This window comes from Thiobacillus thiophilus (assembly GCF_055378705.1).
The window spans coordinates 1,562,282-1,585,493 of record NZ_AP042404.1; the positions used below are offsets into that span (position 1 = coordinate 1,562,282).

The 23,212-nt window shown below is 60.5% G+C and carries 20 protein-coding genes; 6 read left to right on the plus strand and 14 right to left on the minus strand.

Features of this window, described 5'->3' with window-relative positions:
* Window positions 1–15: 15 nt before the first annotated feature.
* Genes ACZ41T_RS07690 through hemC form a run of 4 tightly spaced genes read right to left on the minus strand, consistent with a single transcriptional unit; the run spans window position 16 to window position 4,151 of the window.
* Window positions 16–1,188, minus strand: a complete 1,173-nt coding sequence (locus tag ACZ41T_RS07690) for a heme biosynthesis HemY N-terminal domain-containing protein (protein WP_464923874.1) — start codon at window positions 1,186–1,188, stop codon at window positions 16–18.
* Window positions 1,188–2,234 (minus strand): uroporphyrinogen-III C-methyltransferase, encoded by a 1,047-nt coding sequence (locus ACZ41T_RS07695; protein ID WP_464923875.1) that lies wholly within the window; start codon window positions 2,232–2,234, stop codon window positions 1,188–1,190. The genes ACZ41T_RS07690 and ACZ41T_RS07695 overlap by 1 nt, the downstream gene beginning before the upstream one ends.
* Window positions 2,231–3,178 (minus strand): uroporphyrinogen-III synthase, encoded by a 948-nt coding sequence (locus tag ACZ41T_RS07700; protein ID WP_464923876.1) that lies wholly within the window; start codon window positions 3,176–3,178, stop codon window positions 2,231–2,233. The genes ACZ41T_RS07695 and ACZ41T_RS07700 overlap by 4 nt, the downstream gene beginning before the upstream one ends.
* Before the next feature lie 55 nt (window positions 3,179–3,233).
* On the minus strand, window positions 3,234–4,151 hold the full coding sequence (gene hemC, locus ACZ41T_RS07705) for a hydroxymethylbilane synthase (protein ID WP_464923877.1): 918 nt from the start codon (window positions 4,149–4,151) through the stop codon (window positions 3,234–3,236).
* A gap of 117 nt (window positions 4,152–4,268) precedes the next feature.
* Between hemC and ACZ41T_RS07710 the strand changes: the two genes are divergently transcribed.
* The 4 genes from ACZ41T_RS07710 (at window position 4,269) to mpl (ending at window position 8,754) form a co-directional block, all read left to right on the plus strand.
* Window positions 4,269–4,724, plus strand: coding sequence for a thioredoxin fold domain-containing protein (locus tag ACZ41T_RS07710; protein WP_464923878.1), 456 nt, complete (start codon window positions 4,269–4,271; stop codon window positions 4,722–4,724).
* A gap of 73 nt (window positions 4,725–4,797) precedes the next feature.
* The gene (locus ACZ41T_RS07715; RefSeq protein WP_464923879.1) at window positions 4,798–5,439 is read left to right on the plus strand and encodes a response regulator; all 642 of its coding nucleotides are present in this window, start codon (window positions 4,798–4,800) and stop codon (window positions 5,437–5,439) included.
* A complete protein-coding gene (locus ACZ41T_RS07720; protein WP_464923880.1) occupies window positions 5,436–7,352 on the plus strand; it encodes a hybrid sensor histidine kinase/response regulator in 1,917 nt (638 codons plus the stop codon). The genes ACZ41T_RS07715 and ACZ41T_RS07720 overlap by 4 nt, the downstream gene beginning before the upstream one ends.
* A 34-nt stretch (window positions 7,353–7,386) precedes the next feature.
* Window positions 7,387–8,754: a UDP-N-acetylmuramate:L-alanyl-gamma-D-glutamyl-meso-diaminopimelate ligase gene (gene mpl, locus ACZ41T_RS07725; RefSeq protein ID WP_464923881.1), complete on the plus strand. Its 1,368-nt coding sequence runs from the start codon at window positions 7,387–7,389 to the stop codon at window positions 8,752–8,754.
* 131 nt (window positions 8,755–8,885) lie between these two features.
* Here the strand turns inward: mpl and ACZ41T_RS07730 are convergent, their stop codons facing one another.
* From ACZ41T_RS07730 to ACZ41T_RS07750, 5 genes are all read right to left on the minus strand, one after another.
* Complete coding sequence (locus ACZ41T_RS07730; RefSeq protein ID WP_464923882.1) at window positions 8,886–9,713, minus strand: ABC transporter permease; 828 nt, start codon at window positions 9,711–9,713, stop codon at window positions 8,886–8,888.
* A gap of 257 nt (window positions 9,714–9,970) precedes the next feature.
* Window positions 9,971–11,938, minus strand: a complete 1,968-nt coding sequence (locus ACZ41T_RS07735; RefSeq protein ID WP_464923883.1) for a hypothetical protein — start codon at window positions 11,936–11,938, stop codon at window positions 9,971–9,973.
* A gap of 140 nt (window positions 11,939–12,078) precedes the next feature.
* On the minus strand, window positions 12,079–13,296 hold the full coding sequence (locus tag ACZ41T_RS07740; RefSeq protein WP_464923884.1) for a rhamnosyltransferase WsaF family glycosyltransferase: 1,218 nt from the start codon (window positions 13,294–13,296) through the stop codon (window positions 12,079–12,081).
* 15 nt (window positions 13,297–13,311) lie between these two features.
* A complete protein-coding gene (locus ACZ41T_RS07745; RefSeq protein ID WP_464923885.1) occupies window positions 13,312–14,073 on the minus strand; it encodes a class I SAM-dependent methyltransferase in 762 nt (253 codons plus the stop codon).
* A gap of 85 nt (window positions 14,074–14,158) precedes the next feature.
* The gene (locus tag ACZ41T_RS07750) at window positions 14,159–15,430 is read right to left on the minus strand and encodes a glycosyltransferase family 2 protein (protein ID WP_464923886.1); all 1,272 of its coding nucleotides are present in this window, start codon (window positions 15,428–15,430) and stop codon (window positions 14,159–14,161) included.
* Window positions 15,431–15,886: 456 nt separating this feature from the next.
* On the opposite strand from ACZ41T_RS07750, the gene ACZ41T_RS07755 reads away from it, so the two are divergent.
* Both ACZ41T_RS07755 and ACZ41T_RS07760 read left to right on the plus strand, forming a co-directional pair.
* Complete coding sequence (locus ACZ41T_RS07755; protein ID WP_464923887.1) at window positions 15,887–16,270, plus strand: hypothetical protein; 384 nt, start codon at window positions 15,887–15,889, stop codon at window positions 16,268–16,270.
* A complete protein-coding gene (locus ACZ41T_RS07760; protein ID WP_464923888.1) occupies window positions 16,267–18,627 on the plus strand; it encodes a S8 family peptidase in 2,361 nt (786 codons plus the stop codon). Before ACZ41T_RS07755 ends, ACZ41T_RS07760 begins: the two co-directional genes overlap by 4 nt.
* 78 nt (window positions 18,628–18,705) lie before the next feature.
* Here the strand turns inward: ACZ41T_RS07760 and ACZ41T_RS07765 are convergent, their stop codons facing one another.
* The 5 genes from ACZ41T_RS07765 to ACZ41T_RS07785 form a co-directional block, all read right to left on the minus strand.
* A complete protein-coding gene (locus ACZ41T_RS07765; RefSeq protein ID WP_464923889.1) occupies window positions 18,706–19,401 on the minus strand; it encodes a class I SAM-dependent methyltransferase in 696 nt (231 codons plus the stop codon).
* Window positions 19,388–19,819, minus strand: coding sequence for a GtrA family protein (locus ACZ41T_RS07770; protein WP_464923890.1), 432 nt, complete (start codon window positions 19,817–19,819; stop codon window positions 19,388–19,390). Before ACZ41T_RS07770 ends, ACZ41T_RS07765 begins: the two co-directional genes overlap by 14 nt.
* Window positions 19,820–19,823: 4 nt before the next feature.
* Window positions 19,824–21,749, minus strand: coding sequence for a hypothetical protein (locus tag ACZ41T_RS07775; RefSeq protein WP_464923891.1), 1,926 nt, complete (start codon window positions 21,747–21,749; stop codon window positions 19,824–19,826).
* Window positions 21,746–22,747, minus strand: a complete 1,002-nt coding sequence (locus ACZ41T_RS07780) for a glycosyltransferase family 2 protein (protein ID WP_464923892.1) — start codon at window positions 22,745–22,747, stop codon at window positions 21,746–21,748. Before ACZ41T_RS07780 ends, ACZ41T_RS07775 begins: the two co-directional genes overlap by 4 nt.
* Before the next feature lie 157 nt (window positions 22,748–22,904).
* Complete coding sequence (locus tag ACZ41T_RS07785; RefSeq protein WP_464923893.1) at window positions 22,905–23,168, minus strand: hypothetical protein; 264 nt, start codon at window positions 23,166–23,168, stop codon at window positions 22,905–22,907.
* Between the last annotated feature and the right edge of the window lie 44 nt (window positions 23,169–23,212).

Here is a 23,212-nt window from a genome sequence, read left to right on the forward strand (position 1 = left end):
ATATTCTCTAAAACCCTACTGTGCCCGACACAGCGACAGCGCCTTTTGATAATGCTTGCAGGCTTCGCCCGGCTGTCCGCTCTGGGTCTTCAGTTCGGCCATCCGGATATGGCCCTCGGCGCTGGGTGCGATGGCGAGGCTGGCTTCCAGATAGCTCTGCGCCTTGCCCCACAATTCCTGCACGCTGCACAGCTGCGCCAGCGTCAGCAGCAACTGGGCGTCGCGCGGATGAACGTGCAGCCATTTCTCGGCCTGTTCGATCTGCCGCGTCGAGTTGCTGCCACGCACTTCGCCATACAAGGCCGCCAGATCTTCGTGCCACTCGCGCTTAAGCGCGGCTTCCAGCACGTCGAGCGCGGTGTCGTGGCCGGCGCACTGGATGAAGGCGCGGGCGGCGGCACGCGCCACCCAGGGATCGACCTTGAAATCGGCCGGAATCGTCTTCCAGTACTCCAGCAGGCCGTGGCCGTCTTCAGCACGGCGCCTGATATTTTCAGCATAGGCCATGCGGCGCATCTGGGTAGCGACGCCGGGCTCCAGCGCGTTGCCGCGCATCAATGCGTCAAGCAGCTTGTCGACCTCGTCCCACTGTCCGGTCATCTGGCGCGCCTTGAGTTCGAGCCGCAACAGCGCGGTGTGCTGCGGCGCGATCTCCTTGGCCCGATTGATCGCCACCAGCGCAGCCGTCGCGTCCTTGGCGTCGAGACGCGCCTCGGCTTCGAACAGCTGTGCGGCAAGTTCGGCGCCATGCTCGGCAGCCTCCTGGAGATGGCGCTCGCGCTGCGGCACGGCACGTATTTCCTGCGCGGCGCGCGCCGCCAGCACGCGCGCCACCCCGACCCGAGTGTCGTCGCCCCGCCACTGCCCGAGCGATTGCTCGGCGTCCTGATAGCGGTATTCGGTATACGCCTTGAGGCCGCCGACAAAGCTTTCATCCCGCTTTCTGGCGGCACGGCGCGTGCGCTGTTCGCGCACGATGCCGGGCAGATTGAGGGTGAGCATGGCCAGGCGCAACAGCACGATCCCCCCCACCACCAGCCCGACCAGCATCAGCACGAAGCCGATGAAGGAAATCTCCACCCGCCACGGCGGATAGACCAGCACCACATAGCCGGGATCGTAGCGTCCGGCCATCGCCAGCGCGATGGCCAGCACCGCGACGATGATCAGCGAGATCAGCCAGCGCATCAGTGCTCTCCCTTGTATGCGTCGAGCGTGGCGAGGCTGGCGTCGATACCGGGCAGTTCCTGGGCGACCTGCAGACCGGACAGGCGCTTGATTTCCTTCAGCGCGGCGACGACACCGGCGTCGCGCGTGTTGTAGTAGCGGCTCAGCAATTCCGACACCGCGTGCAGATCGGTCTCGAACGCCGCCTGATCCTGCGACATCAGCGCCAGCCGTGCCGACAGCAGACGCAGGCGCAGATTCTCGCGCAGGAAGTAGGCCTGCTCGGGTGGCAGCAGCACCGCTTCGTTGCCATCGATACGACGGATCTGCGCCAGGTGCTTCAGCTCAGCCCACAGTTCCTGGCCGATATCGCCGGCCCGGCCACGGCTGCGCGGCACCGGCGCCGCCTCGGAAACCTGCGCGCTGGCCAGCGGCCAGCCGGCATGGCGTGCCACCAGCGCCTCGATGCGCGCGCTCACCCCCACTTTATCGAGCGAGGGCACTGCACGCAGATTGGCCAGGTCGGCCGCTATCGCGCGGCGCAGCGCAATGAACTGCGGCTTGTCGAGGCGCTGCAGACGGTTATCGGCACCTTCCAGCGCAATGATCGCGGCCTTGACGTTGCCTGCCAGCTGCAACTGCTGCGCAGCGGTGAGCAGCACCTGCTCGATTTCAGCCAGCGTCCACTGGTCACGCCCCTGCGACAAATCCTTGTAGAGCGCTTCGAGCGAAAGCTGCTGTTGCTGCGACGTCGCCATCTGGCTCTCGATGCGGGCGACCTTCTCGCTGAGCTGCCGCATCGCGTCGTCGGCATTGCGCGCCAGCAGGCGGGATTCGCTGACGTCCTTTCCGGTTTCGGCAAGCCGGCGTCCCAGCTCGGTCTTCAGGTCGCGGATGCGTTCGCTGCTGTCGAACCACGACCAGGCCGCGGCCGCCATCGCCAGCGTGGCGATCAACAGGGCGACCAGCGCCACCACCGAAACGTGGGCGCGCGCACCCGCCTGGGCAGGCGCGGCGGCAGGCGGCGATGCGGGTTGCGGGACGGAAGCTTCGGGGGTGTCATTCATGGGTGGTTCCTGAACCAGTTAACCAGGCCGTCTACCAGTCCGTCATCGCCGCCCGGCGTGGCGATGACCTGTGCAATGCCGAGGCGGCGGGCCGCTCCGGCAATTTTCTCATGCGGCGCGAAAAGTGGTGTACCTGCCAGCAGCGGCCTGCCCGCCTCGCCCAGCAACGCCGCCAGATTGTGCAGCGTTTCCGCGCTGGCGACGGTCACCGCGTCGATGCCGCCTGCCTGCCAGCGCGCCAGCAGCGGCGCGGCATCGGCCTGCGGCCGCAGGCGCCGGTAGCATTCCATGAAGCCCACCCGTGCGCCGCGCTGGCGCAGCGTCTCGGCCAGCAGCGCGCGGCCGCCGACGCCGCGCACGATCGTCACCTGCTTGCCCGCCACCTCCTGCAGTTGCGGCAGCGCCAGCAGCGCTTCGCTGTCCTGGCCGTCCGGCATGATGACGTCGCCGACACCCTGCGCCTGCAGCGCGCGCGCGGTACCGGGGCCGACGGCGAAAACCACGATAGCGTCAGGCAGCGCGCCGCCTGCGCGGATTGCCGCCATACCGAACTGCGCCGCATTGGGACTGATGAAAATCGCGATGTCGGCCTCGGCCAGCCGCGCCAGCGGCACGCTCAATTCGTCCTGCAGCACCGCTTCGACCGCAAGCGCGGGAAACGCGAACGGCGTGCCGCCCGCCGCGTGGATCGCCTGCGCCAGCGCCGCTGCCTGGTGGGTGGGCCGCGTCACCAGCACCGTGCGGCCGGCCAGCGGTCCGCTCATAACCTGGAAACCCTGGTTGGACGCGCCCGCAGGTGCGGCTGGGCAGGTGACTGCCGCGAAGCGAGAAGGCGGCAGGCCGGGGCCTGCAACGACGAGCGACAAAGGCAGGCGCCTGCCCAGGCGTACCTGCGGGTGCGTAGCGGTTTTACCAGGCAAGCGAACGGTGGCGAAGGCAGACAAGCCAGAATCAAGTGATATTCCTTAAGTCGATGAGCGGTCAACCAGGGTTTCCAGGTCAAGGCAGCGCGTCGAGAATGGCGCGCGCGCCCAGCGCCAGCAGCTTGTCGGCCAGCGCCTGGCCGACCGCCTCGGGATCGCCCGCGTCGCCTGTCGCAACGTCATGAATGAAGCCGCTGCCGTCCGGATTGGCCACGAAGCCGTTCAGCACCAGACGGCCGTCCTGCAGCACCGCATGCGCGCCCAGCGGCACCTGGCAGCTGCCGCCGAGCACCCGGCTGACCTGGCGTTCGGCGCGCACGCAGGCGGCGGTTTCGGGATGGTTGAGCGCGCCCAGCATGGTCGCCACCTCGGCATTGTCGCTGCGGATCTCGATGCCAAGCGCGCCCTGGCCGGCAGCGGGGATGCTGTCTTCCACGGAAAGCAGGCTCTTGATGCGGTCGCCGAGGCCAAGCCGCTTCAAGCCGGCGGCGGCGAGCAGGATCGCGTCGAACTGGCCCTCGTCGAGCTTTTTCAACCGGGTGCCGACGTTGCCGCGCAGCGGCTTCACCGTCAGGTGCGGGTAACGTGCGCGCAGCTGCGCTTCGCGGCGCAGGCTGGAAGTGCCGACCACGCCGCCGGGGGGCAGGTCGGACAGGCGCCCGTATTGGTTCGACACGAAGGCGTCGCGCGGGTCCTCGCGCTCGCCGATCACAGCCAGCGCGAACCCCGGCGGCAGCTCCATCGGCACATCCTTCATCGAATGCACCGCCAGATCGGCCTGGCCGGCTTCCAGTGCAAGCTCGAGTTCCTTTACGAACAGGCCCTTGCCGCCGATTTTCGACAGCGTGACGTCGAGAATCTGGTCGCCGCGCGTGGTCATGCCCAGTATGCTCACCGAGCAGCCGGGATGCAGCGCGGAGAGGCGGTCTCGGATATGCTCTGCCTGCCACATGGCAAGGGCACTTTCTCGGGAGGCGATGGTCAGGGTATGCATGGCGGTAGAAATGGACTGTTTGATTTGGCAAAAAATGACGCGACACTCACAACTATGACGCATCCGCACCCACCCGAAGAGACGCTATCGACAATGCGACTGATCGCAATATGGACCTTGATTTTAGCATGGGGTCTGGCGCTGTCCGGCGCTGCCGGCGCGGCAAGCGGCCTGATCCACGCGAAGAATTTCCAGGCCGATGCACACGCTGCCGCCAAGCGCCAGGTGCCCATCCTGGTAGTATTCACCAGCCCCGTCTGCTCGTATTGCGATCGCGCCAAACGCGAATACCTGGTGCCCATGCACAAGGATCCGGCCTATCGTAGCCGTGTCATCATCCGCGAAGTGACCATGGGTGCCACCACACCGCTGATCGGGTTCGACGGCGCGCCCACCACCGAAGGCGCGTTCGCCGCTGCGCACAAGGTATTCATGGTGCCCACCGTGATGGTGTTCGACACCCACGGCGTAGCAGCCAGCGAGGCTATCGTCGGCCTGCTGATTGCGGACTACTACTTCGGTTATCTGGAAGCCGCCATCGACGAAGGCATGCGCAAGGTGCGCGGCAACTAGAAACCACGCCCCAATCTGCCGCACACGAAATTGCACGGAGCGCTAGAATCCCTGCCATGCAGGGAGCGCCCACATGAAAACCCTTTTGGCCGACGACCACCCGCTGATGCGCGAGGGGGTGAGGCAGGTGCTTTCGCAACTGGAACCGCTGGTCGAGATCGTCGACGCCCACGATTACCCCAGCCTGTTTGCGCAGACCGTGCTGCATGCCGATCTCGATCTCGCGCTGGTCGACCTCAACATGCCGGGGTTCGTCGGCATGCAAGGGATTACGCAATACCGGCACCGCTTCCCCGATATCCCGCTGGTGGTTTTATCCGCCTCGGAGTCGCCACATGACATCCGCGGCGCGCTGGAAGCCGGTGCGCTCGGCTACATCCCCAAAGCCACCTCCACCGCAGCGATGCTGGCCGCCTTGCGGCAGGTGCTGGCGGGCAATCCCTTTATACCGGCCGGTCTGGGCGACAGCTACGTCGATCTGCACACGCTGGCCCCCGCCGGTTTCGTGGGGCTGCAGCACTGCGGGCTGACGGCGCGCCAGCTTGAAGTGGCGCGTCTGCTGGCGCAGGGCTGCGCCAACAAGGCCATCGCCGGCATGCTGGCGATGTCGGAAGGCACGGTAAAGGTCCACATCGCCGCCATTTTCCGTGCCTTCGGCGTCACCAACCGAACCGAGGCCGTGCTTGCCATCCAGCGACAGGCTCACGTCCCGTGAATTTCCTGCGGGCCCTGTCCAGGCGGCTGTCGCTTTCCAGCATCCGCAGCCGGATGCTGGTAATTGCGCTGCTGCCAGCCCTGCTGGCCGAGTTCGGAATGGCGGCCTATTTCACCAGCCAGACTCTCACCAACGCGGAAAACGCTTTGCACGCGCGCGCCGCCAATGCGGCCCGCCACCTGGCCGACGCCTTGCCATATGCGTTGATCAGCGGCGACTTGGCACGGGTGGATGCGCTGCTCAAAACCGAGGCCGCAAATAGCCAACTCGCCTTTGCCCGCGCGTCCGACGCACGCGGGCAGATGATCGCCGGCACCGGCGACGGCCTTCATGTAGCCTCCCCGCACGCTCATTACGCGCAACGCAGCGAGATTCGCCTGCCTGCCACCGATTTCAACGACGCCCCGCTCTATGCCGCCAGCGCCGCCCCGGTCGACAAGCTCCTGGGGTATGCGGAAGTCGGGGTATCGCTCGACCAGATCGGCGTCTTCAAGCGCGACACCCTGATCCACGCCGCGCTGCTGATGCTGGTAGCGCTGACGCTCACGGGCGCGCTGGCCTGGCGACTGTCCAACCGGCTGGCCGGACAGTTGCGGCATATCGGGCAGGTAGTGGGGCGGCTGGCGTGCCACGACCTCACGGTGCGTACGCAGTTGCCGCCGGCGGGTGAGGTTGGCACGCTGGCGGCCGGAGTGAACAACATGGCCGAGGCCCTGCAGACGCACCGCCGCGAACTGGAACAGCGCATCCGCGAGGCCACCGCCGATCTCGCCGCTAAAAAAGACATGGCCGAGCGCGCCCATCACGCGAAGACACGCTTCTTCGCCGCCGCCAGCCACGATCTGCGGCAGCCGCTGCATGCGCTGTCGCTGTTTGTCACCGCGCTGAAGACGCGCAACCACCAGACCGAAACGCTCACCCTGATCGAAAACATCGAAGCCTCCACCGCGGCGATGACCTTGCTGTTCAATGCACTGCTGGATATTTCACGGCTGGATGCAGGCGCCATCGAAGTCCATCCGGTGCATTTCCCGCTGCAGAAGATGCTGCGGGAACTTGAACAGCAGTTTGGCGCAGTGGCGGCAGAAAAACGTCTGCGGTTGCGCTTTCGTCCCTGCGACATTGCCTTGTACAGCGACCCGCTGCTGATCGAGCGCATCCTGGTCAACCTGATCGCCAACGCCATCCGCTACACCGACGACGGGGGCGTGCTGGTGGCCTGCCGCCGCCGCGGCCACATGGTGCGCCTCAGCGTGATCGACAGCGGACGCGGCATCCCGCCGGATCAGCAGGAAAGCGTGTTCCAGGAATTCGTGCAACTGCACAACCCGGCGCGCGACCGCAGCAAGGGACTGGGGCTCGGGCTCGCCATCGTCTCGCGTATCGGCCGACTGCTGGGGCACCGGATCGACTTGCGCTCGTGCCCGGACCATGGCTCGATGTTCAGCATCGATGTGCCGTGCGGCGACGTCCGGCTGATCCAGTCCCCCATTACCGCCGGCGCACCCGCACAAATCCCGACCGACGCCCTGGTGCTGCTGGTCGACGACGAAAGCACGATCCTGCGCGGCATGGCCGAACTGCTCGACAGCTGGAATATCGGCCTGGTCACCGCGCACAGCGCCGCCGAAGCCGAGCAATGGCTCGATGGCCTCGGCCGCGTACCCGATATCATCGTGTCGGACTACCGCCTGCCCGGCAACACCGACGGCATCGAAGTCATCGTCCGCCTGCGGCAGAAATACGGCCCCGGCATCCCTGCCATCGTGGTCACCGGCGACACCGCGCCCGACACCATCCTGCGCATCAGCCAGGCCGGCTTCCCGCTGCTGCACAAGCCGCTGCGCCCCGCCAAGCTGCGTGCCCTGCTCACCCACCTGATCCAGCAGGCGCGCGCGCCGGCCGTGGGATAATCCGCTTACTGCCACCACTCACCGATCACTCAAAATGCACCTCCACATCCTCGGCATCTGCGGCACCTTCATGGGCGGCCTCGCCGCCATTGCCCGCGCAGCCGGCCACACCGTCACCGGCTGCGACGCCAACGTCTACCCGCCGATGTCCGACCAGTTGCGCGCCCTCGGCATTGAGCTGATCGAAGGCTGGGATGCCGGCCAGATCGGTCTCGATCCCGACGTCTTCGTCGTCGGCAACGTCGTCACCCGCGGCAACCCGCTGATAGAAGCCATCCTCGACCGCGGCCTCGCCTACACCTCCGGTCCGCAGTGGCTCGCCGACAACGTGCTGCACGATAAATGGGTACTCGCCGTCGCCGGCACCCACGGCAAGACCACCACCTCCGCCATGCTCGCCTGGATCCTCGAAGACGCCGGGCTTTCCCCCGGTTTCCTCATCGGCGGCATCCCGCAGAATTTCGGTATTTCGGCGCGCCTCACCGACAGTCCCTTCTTCGTCATCGAGGCCGACGAGTACGACACCGCCTTCTTCGACAAGCGCTCCAAATTCGTTCACTACCGCCCGCGCACCGTCATCCTCAACAACCTCGAATACGACCACGCCGACATCTTCCCCGACCTCGCCGCCATCGAGACCCAGTTCCACCATCTGGTGCGTACCGTCCCCGGCAATGGCCTCGTCGTTGCCAACGGCACCGACGCCAACCTCGACCGCGTGTTCGAGCGCGGCCTGTGGACCCCGGTGGAGCGTTTCGGTAGCACGGGGGGCTGGAGCGCCGGCGAAGTCGATGCAAAGGGCCACATCGACGTCTTCTTCAACCGCACCCGGCAGGGCCGGCTGAAGTGGGACCTGATCGGCGAGCACAATCGCATGAACGCCCTGGCCGCGATAGCCGCCGCGCGCCACGCCGGCGTGCCTGCCGCCGCCGCGATCGATGCCTTGAGTCGTTTCGAGAACGTCAAGCGCCGCATGGAGATTCGCGGCGCCGTGCACGGCATCACCGTCTACGACGACTTCGCCCATCACCCCACCGCCATCACCACCACGCTGGAAGGCCTGCGTCGCAAAGTCGGTCGCGCGCGTATCCTGGCGGTGCTGGAACCCCGCTCCAACACCATGAAGCTCGGTGTCATGAACGCTGCGCTGCCCGACAGCCTTGCCGACGCCGATCTCGTCTACTGCTACGGCGCCAACCTCGGCTGGGACGCAGCCGAGGCTTTAGCGCCGCTGGGCGACAAGGCGCGCGTGTTCGACGACCTCGACAAATTGGTCAGCCAGCTGGCGGTGGATGCCCGAACGGGCGACCAGGTGCTGATAATGAGCAACGGGGGATTCGGCGGCATCCACGCCAGGCTGCTGGATGCGCTGCATGAGCATTGCCACGAAGATATTGTGTGACGCCGATTCATCGATAGCGGGTACGCGTAACAGGGCCTGTCATCGCGGGCACACAAAAATCGTGAGCACCGCAGACAATCCAGTCAGGCGGTGGCGCGAAGCACCCTTTACGTCATAGTCCATTGAGCACTTCAGAGAACATCGGCAAAGCCTTTTCTCGTTTTCTGGAACCAAAAAAAACCCAGCCAGGCGAAAACACTCGCCCCAACAAGGTAAGAAATCAATCCTTTCCAGTCAGGCAAACGACCCCAGATCAATACTTCGCGGGTTTGTTCGATAATGAATGTCAATGGGTTCAAATTCAGCCACGGCTGGAATGACTCGGGCAACGCGCTGACGGGGAAAAAAACCGGGGAAAGGAACAACAGCGCGGTGGTAAAAACACCGATGAGCTGCCCGATATCACGGACGAACACCCCCAGAGACGACAATATCCAGCCAAAGCCAAGGCTCATAAGCATGAGCGGCAGCAGAACCAATGGCGCGAAAATGGCGGTCCAGTGAACAAACCCGTTCAGCATGACAAATGCCACAAGCAGGACCAGCAAGCTGACCAGTGCATGAAACAAAGCTGCACCCAGGCTGACAACAACAAGAATTTCCAGCGGGAAAACCACCTTCTTCACGTAATTGACATTGCCCAGGATGATGCCAGGCGCACGATTGAGCACCTCGGCAAACAATGCGTGAACGGTCATCCCCGCAAACAATATCACCGCGAACTGGGTTTGGGATTCGCCACCGCCTGACCAGCGTGCCTTGAAGACAACGGAAAACACAAAGGAATACACCACCAGCATGAATAGTGGGTTCAGAAAAGACCACAACAGCCCCATGACCGAACCCTTGTAGCGCCCAACGACTTCTCGTCGGGTCATCTGGGCAATCAGTTCACGATTGCCCCAAAGGCTATTCAACATCGCGAGCAGGGATGAGGGTTGTACTGCGTGAGGATTCATTCAGAAATCTCGGTTTACTTCGGTAGATTGGCTATAGCGTACATGGAAGGCAGGTCGGGGAGGGTATCAACCAACTTCTGTCCAGACAATAGCGATACCCAAGTCAACCGACGTGCAAAGTGTATTGCTGCCAGCGCGTTATTCGGCGACACAAGGGGGTGGCCCATACACGAGAAAGAGGGGATGAAGAGGCTGAGACCCCCCTGATGGTTAAGTGGCGATCCGGGACGCGTAGATTGCCGCTTTACCCCCCGGAATCAAGCCGCGAATTTATTGACCAGCCTCCGCTTGTACTTGTGCCCAAGCAAAAGCAGCCGTAACACCGCGCGTAAATACCAGGGCACATCCGGGCATCTCACCAAACCCGGCGTCCAGCCGGAACCTGACAGGTAGCCTTGCAGCCTTATCCGGCCTTCTCTCGAAACGAAGGCCCGCAATACATCCCCGATTCCTATCGTCCGGCGCTTGTCCATGAAGCCACCGACACCAAAAACCTCGTTGTGGTTCAACTGAAAGAATGCCCCGGTCAGTAAAGGAGACGGGTGATAAATAATCCGATTCCAGATTTCCATGGCCATGGGCCGCAGTTCGGCGCTGGAATAAGCATGGGTACGCAGGAAGTCGGCCCAGTAAGGCACCGAGTCCAGAACCCCGGCCTGAAAATGCCGGACATATTCCGCGTGGACCCGATTTTCCTCATCATCGACGTGACGTATCACTTTCACGCCGTGAGCGGTCGATTCATACCCATCGACACTACCGTTGGACGAATTGCACAGCATCTCGATCGGGGCCACGTAGTCCAGAAGCGCGCCCAAGGCATCCGACTCGTTCAGATCCGGGCCGTAGGCATTTTTCCCGACATTTTCCGGCTGTGCATTCAGGAAACGGTTCAGCCCCAGATAATAACCAAGCACCTTCAGCTCAGGCAGGGCATAGGCCAGATTATCCTGGATCGTGCCACGCCAACCGATATCCACAATACCGATTCGCCCGCTTCCTTCATCGATGCCGGCAGAAGCAAGATAAGCCCGCAAGTCCTTCCGTTTCGCCGCGAGGTGGCGCTCGATACGAATTCGTACATCGGGGTCGTCGAAGAAAGCTTTGACTCTTGGATCTTGCCAGGGGTAGCGGATGGGGCCGACCATATCAAGGCCGTGCCGCTCGGCACTCGCCGCCAACTCGACCGGGTCCATCGCCAACGACTTGAACAAGGCCTGCAGGGACTGCACGCTGTACTGGTTCCATAGACGCATCAGCTCGGTCGTCGAGAACTCTCTCAAGGAGCCCGCGAAGGTCGCCAAGCGGCTCACCATCAGCAACTCCGCCCGAGGCGGCGTGAAACCGAGCACGTCCCCATCAGCCAGTCGGCGGTAGATTTCCAGGAAAAACTCGCCCTCGCGGGTAAGGAAGTAGAGCGCCTCGACCTTATCGGATACCGCACGCTCCATGGCCATGAGCACAAACCCGAGCAGCAACGGGGAGCATTGACGACCTAACTGATAGTAATCGTGCCGTTCAACATTGGCAGGAAGCGCCTGGCGAGACAGGGCTTCTACCGCATTTCTCAAAGTTTCCTGACGGTCGTGGAAATCGGCCTCCCGTGCCAAACGTCGGCGGTGTTCTCCATCGGGCTGAAAATGCATGGCGTTGATGCCGGACTCCTGCGCAACCTTGACATCCGACCACGGGTTATCGCCGATGTGCAAATACCCATCGGCGGAAACGCCAAAGTATTCCCTAAGGTGGCGATAGAGCCGCCCGGAACGCTTGTTGTATCCAACATCGCACGACACCATGCCATCGCTGACGATTTCATCGAGACCATGGTGGCTCAACAACTCCTTGATGGCGGTTGCGGGCAAGTAAAAATCGGACAGGAACAGCGTACGTTTGACGGACAGCTGGCGCAATGCTTCGCCAATGTTCGGGTCGACATAGGAAACCTGTTTTTCCTGGCCTATTTCTGCTCGATCCAGCTCGAACAAAAGATTCTCCAACAGGACCGGCACTTGCCCGCCAAACTCAAAACCAGCCAGATCAAGCCAGCGGCGATAGACACTCAGATGTCCATATTCGTCATCGAACCCCAGCGCCCGCTTCTCGTCGCCAATCTCCTTTTCCGCCTGCTGCCGCAGGTGAAGCAGTACCCATGGATCGCGGTACACTGGATCCAGCCGGTCGCCCCATTGCAACAACAGGTAACGACAGACGTGCAGTTTCACCCCGTCGGGGTGACATCGACGTCGCAGCAGCGTATCCCAGACATCGACTGTGAGCAGTTCATATTTTACCTGGCGTCCAGCTGCTTCATGGCAGGGAACAAGGGATCCCTCGGCACAATGCGGGGAAGAACAAGTCCCGGTCATAACAGAAGACGTCGAAGCCGTCTCAGGCCGTAATACAAAAACCGGATAATTCGGCGCGGAACCGGGGGCAGGAAAGAAAGGCGACCGTAATCCGGTAACGGCATTCTGGCCGCTGACCCGTCACTCGCCCATTGTTGCGAGTTCGCCTCGGCGACCAGGCAAGGCTGCCTGTACATCGGCCCAACTACACGTTTAGGGGGCTTGCCGCCTGCCAACAGCACCTCAACCCCGGAATAAAACTGCTCGAGACCATGCCCAATGGGCCGCGCCTGCATAAAACGGGTCCCCGCCTGCCCGCCCACCTCGGCGTCCTTCTGACTGGATAACCGTTCCATCAATCCCTTCGCCAGGGACTCAGGGGTCGGCTCGCACAGCAGAATGGCCTCTTCGGGAAAATCGTAGAGGGTGTTCTCGCGATAAACCTCCACCACCGGCAACCCTGCGGCCATCATCTCAAAAGGAATTCTGGATGGATTGGTGGCACTGATGCATAGCCCAACCGTGCATCGGTTATACAGCCGATTACACTCCTCCAAACTCAACAATCCGAGATTTTCGTGCGCAAACCAAACCCGGCCGGCAGACCGGGAACCATAGAGGTAGATCTTCACATCCGGCATGAAATGTTTCACGATGCCCAGAGCCTCGATGCCCAATTCCGGACAGCGTCTGAATTTTTCCGGTTGGTAGATGAAACAAATGGCCTTCTCACGCTGCACATCCGGCAATCGGCGATACAGCCCCAAGTCCGCGCAAAAATCAAAATAAGTAGATTCGACTTTGAATTCATTCCCAAGCATGGCCGTCATCCAGCGGCCAATGGTGATGGGATACAAGCCATAGCGATATGAGTTTTCCGCCATCAGATAAGCATCGCCCATCGGATTGAACTGGGCTTCGAAATCCTGCACGAAATAGCACCGGATGGTCTCGAACGGCAGATCACGCACAAAACGCGCCGAATACCAGATTGTGGCGAATACCATGTCAGCCGGTTTAACGCCCGACCAACCGAGGCGCACGTCCTCGAAATCGAAGCCGAACATCTGCCGAATCGTTTTCCTCAAGGACGATCCGGACATTGCGCCATTGTCCTCGACGTAGAGCATGCACCGATGGCCACGCTGCCGAAGATAGTCCGCATGCTGGAGTATGGTCCGGTGCCCACCCGACCCTTCGAGAAGGCTGGGAATCAGCCAGGCGATGGTTGTCATCAAGAATCCATCGCCTTACAGATTCTTTTGGATGATCGTTAGCCCGCACCCGTCCAGATAGGGGTAATCGCCTGGTGACCCACCCGCAACAAAGGAGTTCAGCATCAGGCTGGACACGCCCCTGACCGCGCACCACTCGCTGACCGCGCGGAATACTCCGCCCCGGCCGGTCGAATCAAAGGCCGCGGCGAAGCGACTGGTATCGTGCAGGACGATCAGGCCGCCCTGGGGCAACTGCCCGTACCAGAGGTCCAGTTCCTTGAGCGTGTGCTCGTACTGATGGCTGGAGTCGATGAACACCAGTTGGGGCGGTTGGTTGCCGAAATGGGCCAGCACCCTGCCGGGCCCCTTCGGGTCGGCGGAATCCGCCACATCGAGCCTGACGTAGTCATCGAGCCCCGCCTTCTTGACCCATTCTGCGGCGTAATTGGTCACGGAAGCGTCAATATCCACCGAATAGAGACCGCCCCTCTTGCCCATCTTGCGCATCAGGAAACCGAGCAGCAGGGTAGAGTAGCCGACATAATGGCCGCACTGCACGACCCGGCTGATCGCGCTGCCGGAGATCAGGCCAATCAGCAGGGACAAGGGCGGCACATTCGCCTCCCCCGTGCTTTTGAATTTTTTTTCCGTCTCATCGAACCAGGACTCCATGATCGCCCACTCAGCATCGTCCAGGAAGCTGTAGGGAATCGGGACATAATCGGTCGCGGGCGCACGATGCCACCAATAACGGTTATGCGTGTATTGCCTGAACTTCAGGGATCTAGGTGCCATGTTGTGTGTATTTTCCTTCACGATCGACTATCGTCACGGGAACGCCGGGAACCCGCCGCAGGACGGGGCATCAGTAAGCCGGACATTATCGTATAAGCCAGCTTCGCAATCCAATCCACCTGCGGCGAACGAACAGCGCCATTCGCACGAAACGATCGGCGTACAGACCGGCAAGCTCGCCCTCGCGGGTAACCAGCACCCGCTCCGATTCACCCAACCTGGCCTGCAGGTCGGCAATCCAGTCATCGCGATTTGCGATCTCTTGAGTCATGTGCGTCATGACACGCCAGCGTTCCTCGATCAGCTCGGCCTGACCGGCAATAACCTGGTCCCGGTTGGCAATCTCGCTGCCCATCCGTTGAATGATCTCGAAGCGTTCCTCGATCAGCCGGTCTTGCGCCATGCTGGTTTGCTCACGCTCGGCCAGTTGACGAACCGAGTGGAAAATCCCCTCCGGAGACGCCGACCTCTCGGCGATTTTCTGCATTAACCAGGTTCCGCCCTGCCCCGATGTCAGCGCCTCCATTCGGCTGTTCGGCACGCCGGCAAGTCTGTGGATGAGATAAAAAAGCAGCGGAAGCGGATGAAAACTCTCGTTCTTCAGCAATGCCAGGCAGATTTGGAATGCCGCGTTTTCGGCACCCGACCCGATCGACCGCGATGTCAGCGCCCTGGACTGCACATGGGAATTTTCATGGATGTGCCGCCAGGCATCGTCCTCGGACAGGGTGTTGGCCGCATGGACCCTATAACCTAACAAGCTTTCCCTGATCCAGATCGGCGAGGTACGTTCTTGCGCCCGCAACACCCAGTCCCAGTCATGGGTATAACGTAAGGGTGCGAATGCGCCCACCTCATTCGCCAGCGCCCTGGAAAGGAAGAAATTGGAGGTGGTGATGGCTGGATTACCGGCCAGAAACCACACCCCCGGCATGAGCAAATCACATGTTGCCTGCAAATCCCGATAAGCAAGCGCACGTGAGTGTACGTTGGCCGGCTCACCCGCTGGCCCGATGAAATCGATATCGGTGAAGGCAAATACCTCTTTCTCACCCGAGGCGCGTGCCTCCGCCAACATCCGATCAATCCTGTTAGCGGCGAAAACATCATCCGAATTAATAATGGCGATGAACACCCCTTGCGCCAGCCCCATAGCCTCGTTCAACGTGGCATGCGCACCCTGGTTGGCGTCATGCCGATAGCGGCGCAAACGCTCATCCTCGAACGACTGCAAAACATCCCACGTAGCGTCGGACGAGGCATCGTCGATGGCGATGAGTTCAAGATTGCCATACGTCTGCCCCAGCACGCTCTCCACTGCTGCCCGCACATAGGACGCGTGGTTGTAGGCGGGCATCAGCACGCTTACGAGAGGGGAGGTGTGGGTATTGGGCATGGGGACACGTATTTTACCGATTCTGGGATATCGAGCTAATCCCCAGGAAGCAGGGCATTAAACGGTTTGCTGCCGCAGTCCATTTGCGACACCAATGCTCTCGGTTAAATATCCTCCGCCGGATATCCAGCTTAGCCAAGATCGCTGCTGCCGGCTGTCGTCACCACGAAATGACTGCCATATCGATGGCTGCATATCTTTACCCATTAGCCCGCATCAGGTCATACTTGGCATAAAAGGGGGAATACTCACTACAATCCTGGCTTCCCGACGTGGCTGTTTTTTGGCTCCGTTCATCGTTTTTTATTGGTATTGGCCAGCGCCGTAGAAGCGGCCTGCCGAAGGGTAGGGGCTTCATCGGAGGGGGCAAGACATGACTTCAACAACCAACAGTGACATAGCCTATTTTTTACACTAATGAAAATTGAAAGCTTTCGTCGTCCTCCAGTCGCAACATCATGGCTGTCGCGCTTGCTGGCGGCAGGTTCTATTTGTGTCCTGTTCGGGGCTGGGGCTTGCTCATCATCCCCTGCCGCCTTGCCGGCAACATCCAGGATCCTGATCGAGTTCAAAAAACCAGTCGACGGCGCCGCGCCCGACCTGCTGTCGAGGCTGGAGAGGATATCCAATGCCTCAATCCACTATGTGGCATCTGTATCCCCGAAGCTCCACACTTATGTGCTTACCTGCCCAGTGGGCGCCCCGCCCTGCGATGCGGCGATACGCGCGCTGCGCAAGGATCCCGCTGTGCTGGATATTTCCCCTGATCGATTGCGCAAGCCGCTTCAAATGCAACCATGATGCTAAAACGCCTACTCCCCATCCTTGCCTTGTTCCTTGTGTCCGGCGTTCATGCGGACAGCAGCCCAGCTGAAGAAGGGCGCGTCATCGTGAAATACAGGCAGACGCCCGACGCACCCAGGCAGGCGCTGTCGCTCGACCGGACATCGAGCCTATCCGCACGCCTCGGCCTGGTCTTGCGTTCCGGACGGCACATCAACGCACTGGCCCACGTGATCCGTGCCGCCGGCGTTTCCTCCGAAGCACTGGCATCGCGTCTCAGCCAGGAAGCCGACGTGGAGTACGCAATTCCAGACCGCCTTCGCACTGCCCACTCGCTGCCCAATGATCCCCTGTTTTCGGGTCAATGGTATCTACAGGCCACTGAGGCGGCGTCAATCCACGCGACCGAGTCATGGGATCAGACCACCGGCTCGTCGAATATTGTGGTGGCGGTGGTCGACACAGGCGTGCGTTTCGATCATCCAGACCTGTACGCCAAGCTTTTGCCCGGGTATGACTTCATATCCGACGCGCCGAACGCAGGAGACGGCGATGGCCGCGACATGGATGCAAGCGATCCCGGAGACTTCATTTTGGCCTCGGATACCGAAGATCCAGACTTGCAGGCAGTGTGCGGCAGCGAACTCGTTCCTTATAACAGTAGCTGGCATGGCACCCGGGTTGCGGGCATTGTCGGCGCGGCAGGCAACAACTCAGTCGGCATCGCCGGGACGAGTTGGGGCGCAAAGATTCTGCCGGTGCGCGTGCTCGGGAAATGCGGCGGGTTCGACTCGGACATCATAGCAGGCATGCGCTGGGCAGCGGGGCTGTCGGTGCCTGGTGTCCCAAACAACCCCAATCCGGCCAGGATCATCAACCTTAGTTTGGGCGGTAGCGGCGGTTGCACCTTCGCCTATGCGGACGTCATCGCAGAACTGGCAGGTAAGGATACGCTCGTGGTGGCGGTGGCCGGCAACGAATCAGGGCCAGTGAGCGCCCCCGGAAACTGTGCCGGCATACTGACGGTCGCCGGTGTGCGCCATGTGGGCACCAAAGTCGGCTACAGCAGCTTCGGACCTGAGGTTTCAGTCAGCGCCCCGGCAGGCAACTGTGTTAATTCCTATGGCCCCTGCCTTTACAGCATCGATACTACAACCAACCTGGGCGCGACCAGCCCGGCAGCGAACGGCTACACCGATGCATACAATTACAACGCCGGGACCAGCTTTTCTGCGCCCCAGGCGGCTGGCGTGGCCGCGCTGATGCTCTCGGTGAACCCGGCGCTGACCCCGGCGGACGTCATCGCGCGCATCAAGCAGTCTGCCCGCGCCTTCCCAACCGATAACACCCTGTCAACCTGCCCGGACGTCACAGTACCGGGCGACACCGTAGACCAGTGCAACTGCACCACAACCACTTGCGGCGCGGGAATTCTGGATGCGGCGGCGGCAGTAGCTGCCGCCTTACCCGCGGCCCAACCAAGCGCCATGACGCTGCGCGATGCCATCTATCTTTATAACCAACCCCTTGATGGTAGCGGCGACAAAATTCTCGCAGGCGTAGATTGTGACGTGTTCCAACTGGTCCTTGATGTCACATCGGGCTACACCGACCTTGCCATGGGCCAGAGCAATACATTGACCAACGCCATCGGCACACAGACCGCCTACCCGGACACCATCCAGAACGCTGACGCCATGTTCGCCTACGCGCTGTACCAGGATCAACCGGTGAAGACCTTCGTGTTCAACGACAAGAATAATCCATCCTCATCGGCCCAGATCGGCAGCGCGACCATCTTCGGCTACTGCTACTCGACCAAGCCGACAGCCCACATCTATTTCCAGCAGAAGGACAGTTGCACCAACACGTATTCGGACAAGCATACGACATCCTGTACAGTCAATGACAACGGCAGCGGCGATGGAACAGGTAACACGGTCAGCCTGGCGCTCAGGGACGCCATCTATCTTTATGGCCAGCCACTTAACGGCAAAGGCGACAAAATCCTGGCGGGAGAGAATTGCGATGTCTTCCAGCTGATCCTGGATGTGAATTCGGGCTACACCGACCTGGCCATGTCCCAGTCATCGACCCTGGACAATGCAATCAGCACCCAGACGCCCTACCCGGACAGAATTTTCAGCACCGCCGACATGTTCTCCTATGCGTTGTATGAAAACCAGGCAGTGAAAACCTTTGTATTCAACGATAAAAATGCGCCCGATTCAAGCAGCCAAACCGGAACCGCCACCGTGTTTGGGTATTGCTACTCAACCAACCCGAATGCCCGTGCGTATATCCGGGAAAAGGACAAATGCACGGATAAATACTCAAACGGCCAGACCAGTGCCATTGAGGGGTGTCTTCAGTAAACCCTGCCTTATTGTCCTGGACGCGCCCAATGGTGCGTCAGCGGGGACGGGTGGCGTCGACGACATCCCCACACGCCGTCACTTTTCGGCGACGAGGCTGAGATTTTTACCCACGAACGAAGATGCGAGCACATCGATCGTTCTGCTCAGCGGAAAGACAAAGCGATCATAGGCTTTAAGCGCGCTGCGATTGATATCGCCGGAATCATTGCCTTGCCACTTGTAAACCAGGCTGGCGAGAAATCCCAGTGAATCGGCATAGCGCGAGTCGACGATCCGGAATCCGGCCTCCTTGACCTTGTCCGTCAGTTCGGCGCGACCATACCGCCGGCAATGGCCCACTTTTTTATCCATTGCGGAGTAGAGCAATTGAAAGGCCGGCACATAGATGAACAGCTTTCCGCCGGGTTTGAGTTTCGCATGCAGCGTGCGGAGAATCGCGCGATCGTCTTCGATGTGTTCGAGCACATTCACGGTATAGATCGCATCGGCCCAGCCATCCTCGACCTCCGAAATATCGGACACACAAGGGATTCCCTTTTCCAGCAACCGCTGACGCTGGCCGCTATCCGGCTCCACCCCCAAAATGTCCAGCCCGGCCGCGCGGAACGGCTGCGCGAAGGTGCCGATACCAGCGCCGAAGTCGACGACACGCGCCGCCCCGGCGATCTGTTTCTTGACCAGATACGCCAGATAAGCATTGTAATTTTCCGCCTCGGCCATGACTTCCAGGTTTTCAGTCCCTGAATACGAGAATTCGTCAGTCTTTTTCATGTTGAGCAAATACGTATTTTTTCGAAAGAGCGAAATTCACGAGCAGCCCGAAAATCGCCGCGATGAACAACGGCACGACCGGGATCGATCGCAACCAGGGCAACGCCGATACCAGCACCATGAACACCCCGAGGTTTACAAGAGCCCCGAGCGACTGCACAAGAAAATAGCGGAAACTCTCGCGATGCGGATTGTTCTTCGACTGAAAGGTCAGCGTCCGATTCAACCACCACGTCGTCATCACGGCAATCGGAAATGAAATCGCGCGCCCTTTTATTGCCCCGACAGCAGGCACGGTCGCAAAATAGGTCAGCAAGACCGCTTCGATCGCAAACCCCACACCACCCACGATTGAAAACCTGACGAAGCGGTGCTGCCGCAAACCGGCCGCCAGCTTCAGTCGGAGTGCTTTCAGCATGGCGTTAATATCGGCCCCCGACATTCGTCGCATATCGTGCGTCAGGTTTCCGCGAAGGAGAAGGCAATCCGACCTTCCAGAAAATCGCCAGAAAAATCAGGAAGAACAGCAAGGCCATGGCGACATTTCTCACAGGAGATGGCAACGAGTCATGCATCTCACCAACCTGTGGCGGCAAACTGACTGTCGTGCTGCCGGTTTGATCCGCAGACGTATCCAGCCAGCGATAAAATCCCGTTTCCTCAACAGCCACCGCTCCCATACCAGGGCCGGTCGCCAATACAACATCGACATCCTGCTTCAGCGTTTCCAGTTCAACGACCAACGGTCTGTAAGGCTGGATGGAGCGATATCCCGCACCCTCGCGGACCCATGCCATCGGCTCGACCTGGCCCTCGAAATTCAAGCCCATCCACTTTGGTGTCGCCGCATTGTGGACGCCGGTGACCCTCACCGGCTTGAGATCGAGCGGTGTCACCGTGACGATGCGTCGCTCGGTCGGCAGATGGTATGGGAAGGCCACCAAAGCCACGGCCAGCGCGGCAATCGTCAAGGAGGGGATGCGAAGCGCCCTGTCCGGCATCTCGCTCTGCTGCGCGGAACGACGGCGCAAGCCCGCCGAAGCTGAAGCCAGCGCCACCACGAGACCGATATAGGCGGCAAAACCGCACCAGTAAAAGTAGCGGTACTCCGCCGAGATGTTGAATACAAAATAAGTCAGCAGGTAGATGAGGCCGGAAGTCAGGATGGCGAGCGCGAAACGCCCTTCCTCGGATGCGACGGCACGCGTCCTGAAAAGCAGGACGATACCCAGGGCGGAGAGCGACGCATAAACCCAGGGCCGGCCAGCCTGATCGTTGAATTTGGAACGAATATAACGCTGGGCAAGTTCGGTTGAAGGACGCGGCGGATTGTCCGCCACTCCCCAATTCCAGCGATTCGGGGTGTTGTAAAGCATGGCGCGGGAATTCGGCTCGAACATGCTTCTTTTGAACGTCGCGGCAAGCACGCTGAAGTAGCCCACCGGATGGCTCAGCACTTCACGCAGCCAGGTCCGCGTCAGTTCTGGATTTCCCCACAACTTCTGCCAATTCAATTCATCGACGATGAAGCGGCAACGGCCTACCCATGCGGTATCCCATTGCACTGGGGAATAGCAGGCATTGACGATGTCACGTGACTGCTGTTCAGTCCATTTACCAGGGAACAGGTTACGACGCTCGTAATATGAAAGAGCAAGCAGATTGTAGACCTTGATACTCTCGCTAGGAGCGCCTTCGGTTACTTTGAGTACTGCATTTTGTGCCTTGTACAGCACCGGCATGGCCACGATCAGTACTACGCACAGCAAGAGGTTCCGACGCAAGCCGAGCCGCGCATTGGCATAAAGCAGCAGTGGCACCAAGCAAAAAATCGCATTCAGTCGGGTCAGAAAGGCAGCGACGATGAACAGGTTGGCCAGGATCCACATCGCAAGACGCATACGTGCCGAGATATTTTCCCGCCGTGAAATATAGGCCGCGCAGGCTGTCGCCATCAGCCACGCGACGAGCATGGCATCGACATGCACGTTTCCGAGGTAATTGAACAGCCCAGGAAACAAGGGAACCGCGGCGAGGAGGATGGACCAGGCGCCGATACGGTGCCGCATAGCCAACGCCAGGATAGCTGCCGCCATCCAGATCAGCACATTATTGAACACCATGAAGCCAGCCGGACCGGGTAGCAGCTTGTGCAGCATCGACCACAACAGAATCACTGTCGGCGAGTGCCAGTCGTCAATCTGGCCGGAAAACGTCTGCTTCAGTTGATGCAACGAGTCACCATTAAGGTAGCCCGGGTAGCTCGAATGCAGCACGAAGGCAAACCCGAACAGGGCAATCGCAACACTCGCAAAGCCCGAGAAAAATCTATAAGCACCCCGATTCACCTCGATTCTTCCTCACCGGACAAACAAGAGGGAGACCCGATCGCCAGATAGCGTAATTGCTTGGCCTCACGGCGGCCTATGGTGACCGTTTCGAGAATCACGCCCGTTACAAAACCGATCGCGCTGAGCATAACGAGGCCTGTACTGAGAATGGCCGTCGGGAAACGCGGCACCAGCCCGCTTTCCATGTAGGTTACGAACAACGGCAGGCTGAGCAACAGCGCGACCGCAGCGAGCAGACCGGACAAGGCGCCGTAAAACTGCAACGGCCGCTCGATGGCAAAGAGTTTGATGATGGTGGACAGAATGCGTATCCCATCGGAATAAGTACTGAGCTTGCTCGTCGAACCCTCCGGACGGGCGCCATAGGGCGTGGCCAACTCAGCATAGGGCATACGCAATTCCAGAGCGTGGATGGTCAGCTCGGTTTCGATCTCGAATCCCCGTGACATTGCCGGAAACGATTTGGCGAAGCGCCGCGAAAATACCCGGTAGCCGGAAAGCATGTCGGTGAAGCTGCCGCCGAAAATACGCGTCATCGCCCCGGTCAGCCAGCGGTTCCCGAACTGGTGGCCGCGACGGTAAGCCTCTTCGTGCTCATGCACGCGCGTGCCGACGACCATGTCGAGATTCTCCTCGACCAGCGTATCGACCAGGCTTCGGGCACTCTTCGCATGGTAAGTCGCGTCGCCATCGACCAGGACATAGATATCGGCATCGATATCCGCGAACATGCGCCGGACCACGTTGCCTTTGCCGGGACGGGACACATGACGAACGATGGCTCCGGCGGCAAGGGCATTGGCGCGCGTGGCATCGGTCGAGTTGTTGTCGAAGACATATATCCGTGCATCGGGTAACGCTTCCCGAAAACCGTGCACGACCTGGGCGACAGCGACTTCCTCGTTGTAACAGGGGATAAGCACCGCAATGCGCGCGCGATCGATATGTGGCATGGAAATTATTTTGGCTATGTCACCGTTGATTGTTGAAGCCATGTCTTGCCCCCCTCTGATGAAGCCCCTACCCTTCGGTGCGTCAATCGGTGCACAGAGCGCACCCTGCGGCACTGGCCAATACCAATAAACAACGATGAAAGAGCCTTTATTTTTTGTCGACCTACGCGAAGCACGGATAAACTTTTCCCATTTGCCTTCAGCGCTTGCGCAGCCGTGCGCCAAGCCGCAGGCCAACCAACACCAGGCGCTCGCGTTCATACAGCCAATGCCACACCCGCCGTGCTTCGTAGCGTAGCAAATTCCGCAGACCGGGGGCGAACCCGAATCCAGGCGCCTTCGCGGCCAAACGGAAAGGCATGCTCATGACCCAAAGCCGCCCGACGGGCAGGATCAAACCAATACGCGTTTCTCGCATCGTCATTTTCTCGTTTTCAGCCAATAGGTCCAGCGAAACAGTCACGCCGGCAGCCACGTGACGAAGATAGCAAACGCAGCAAATTTTCA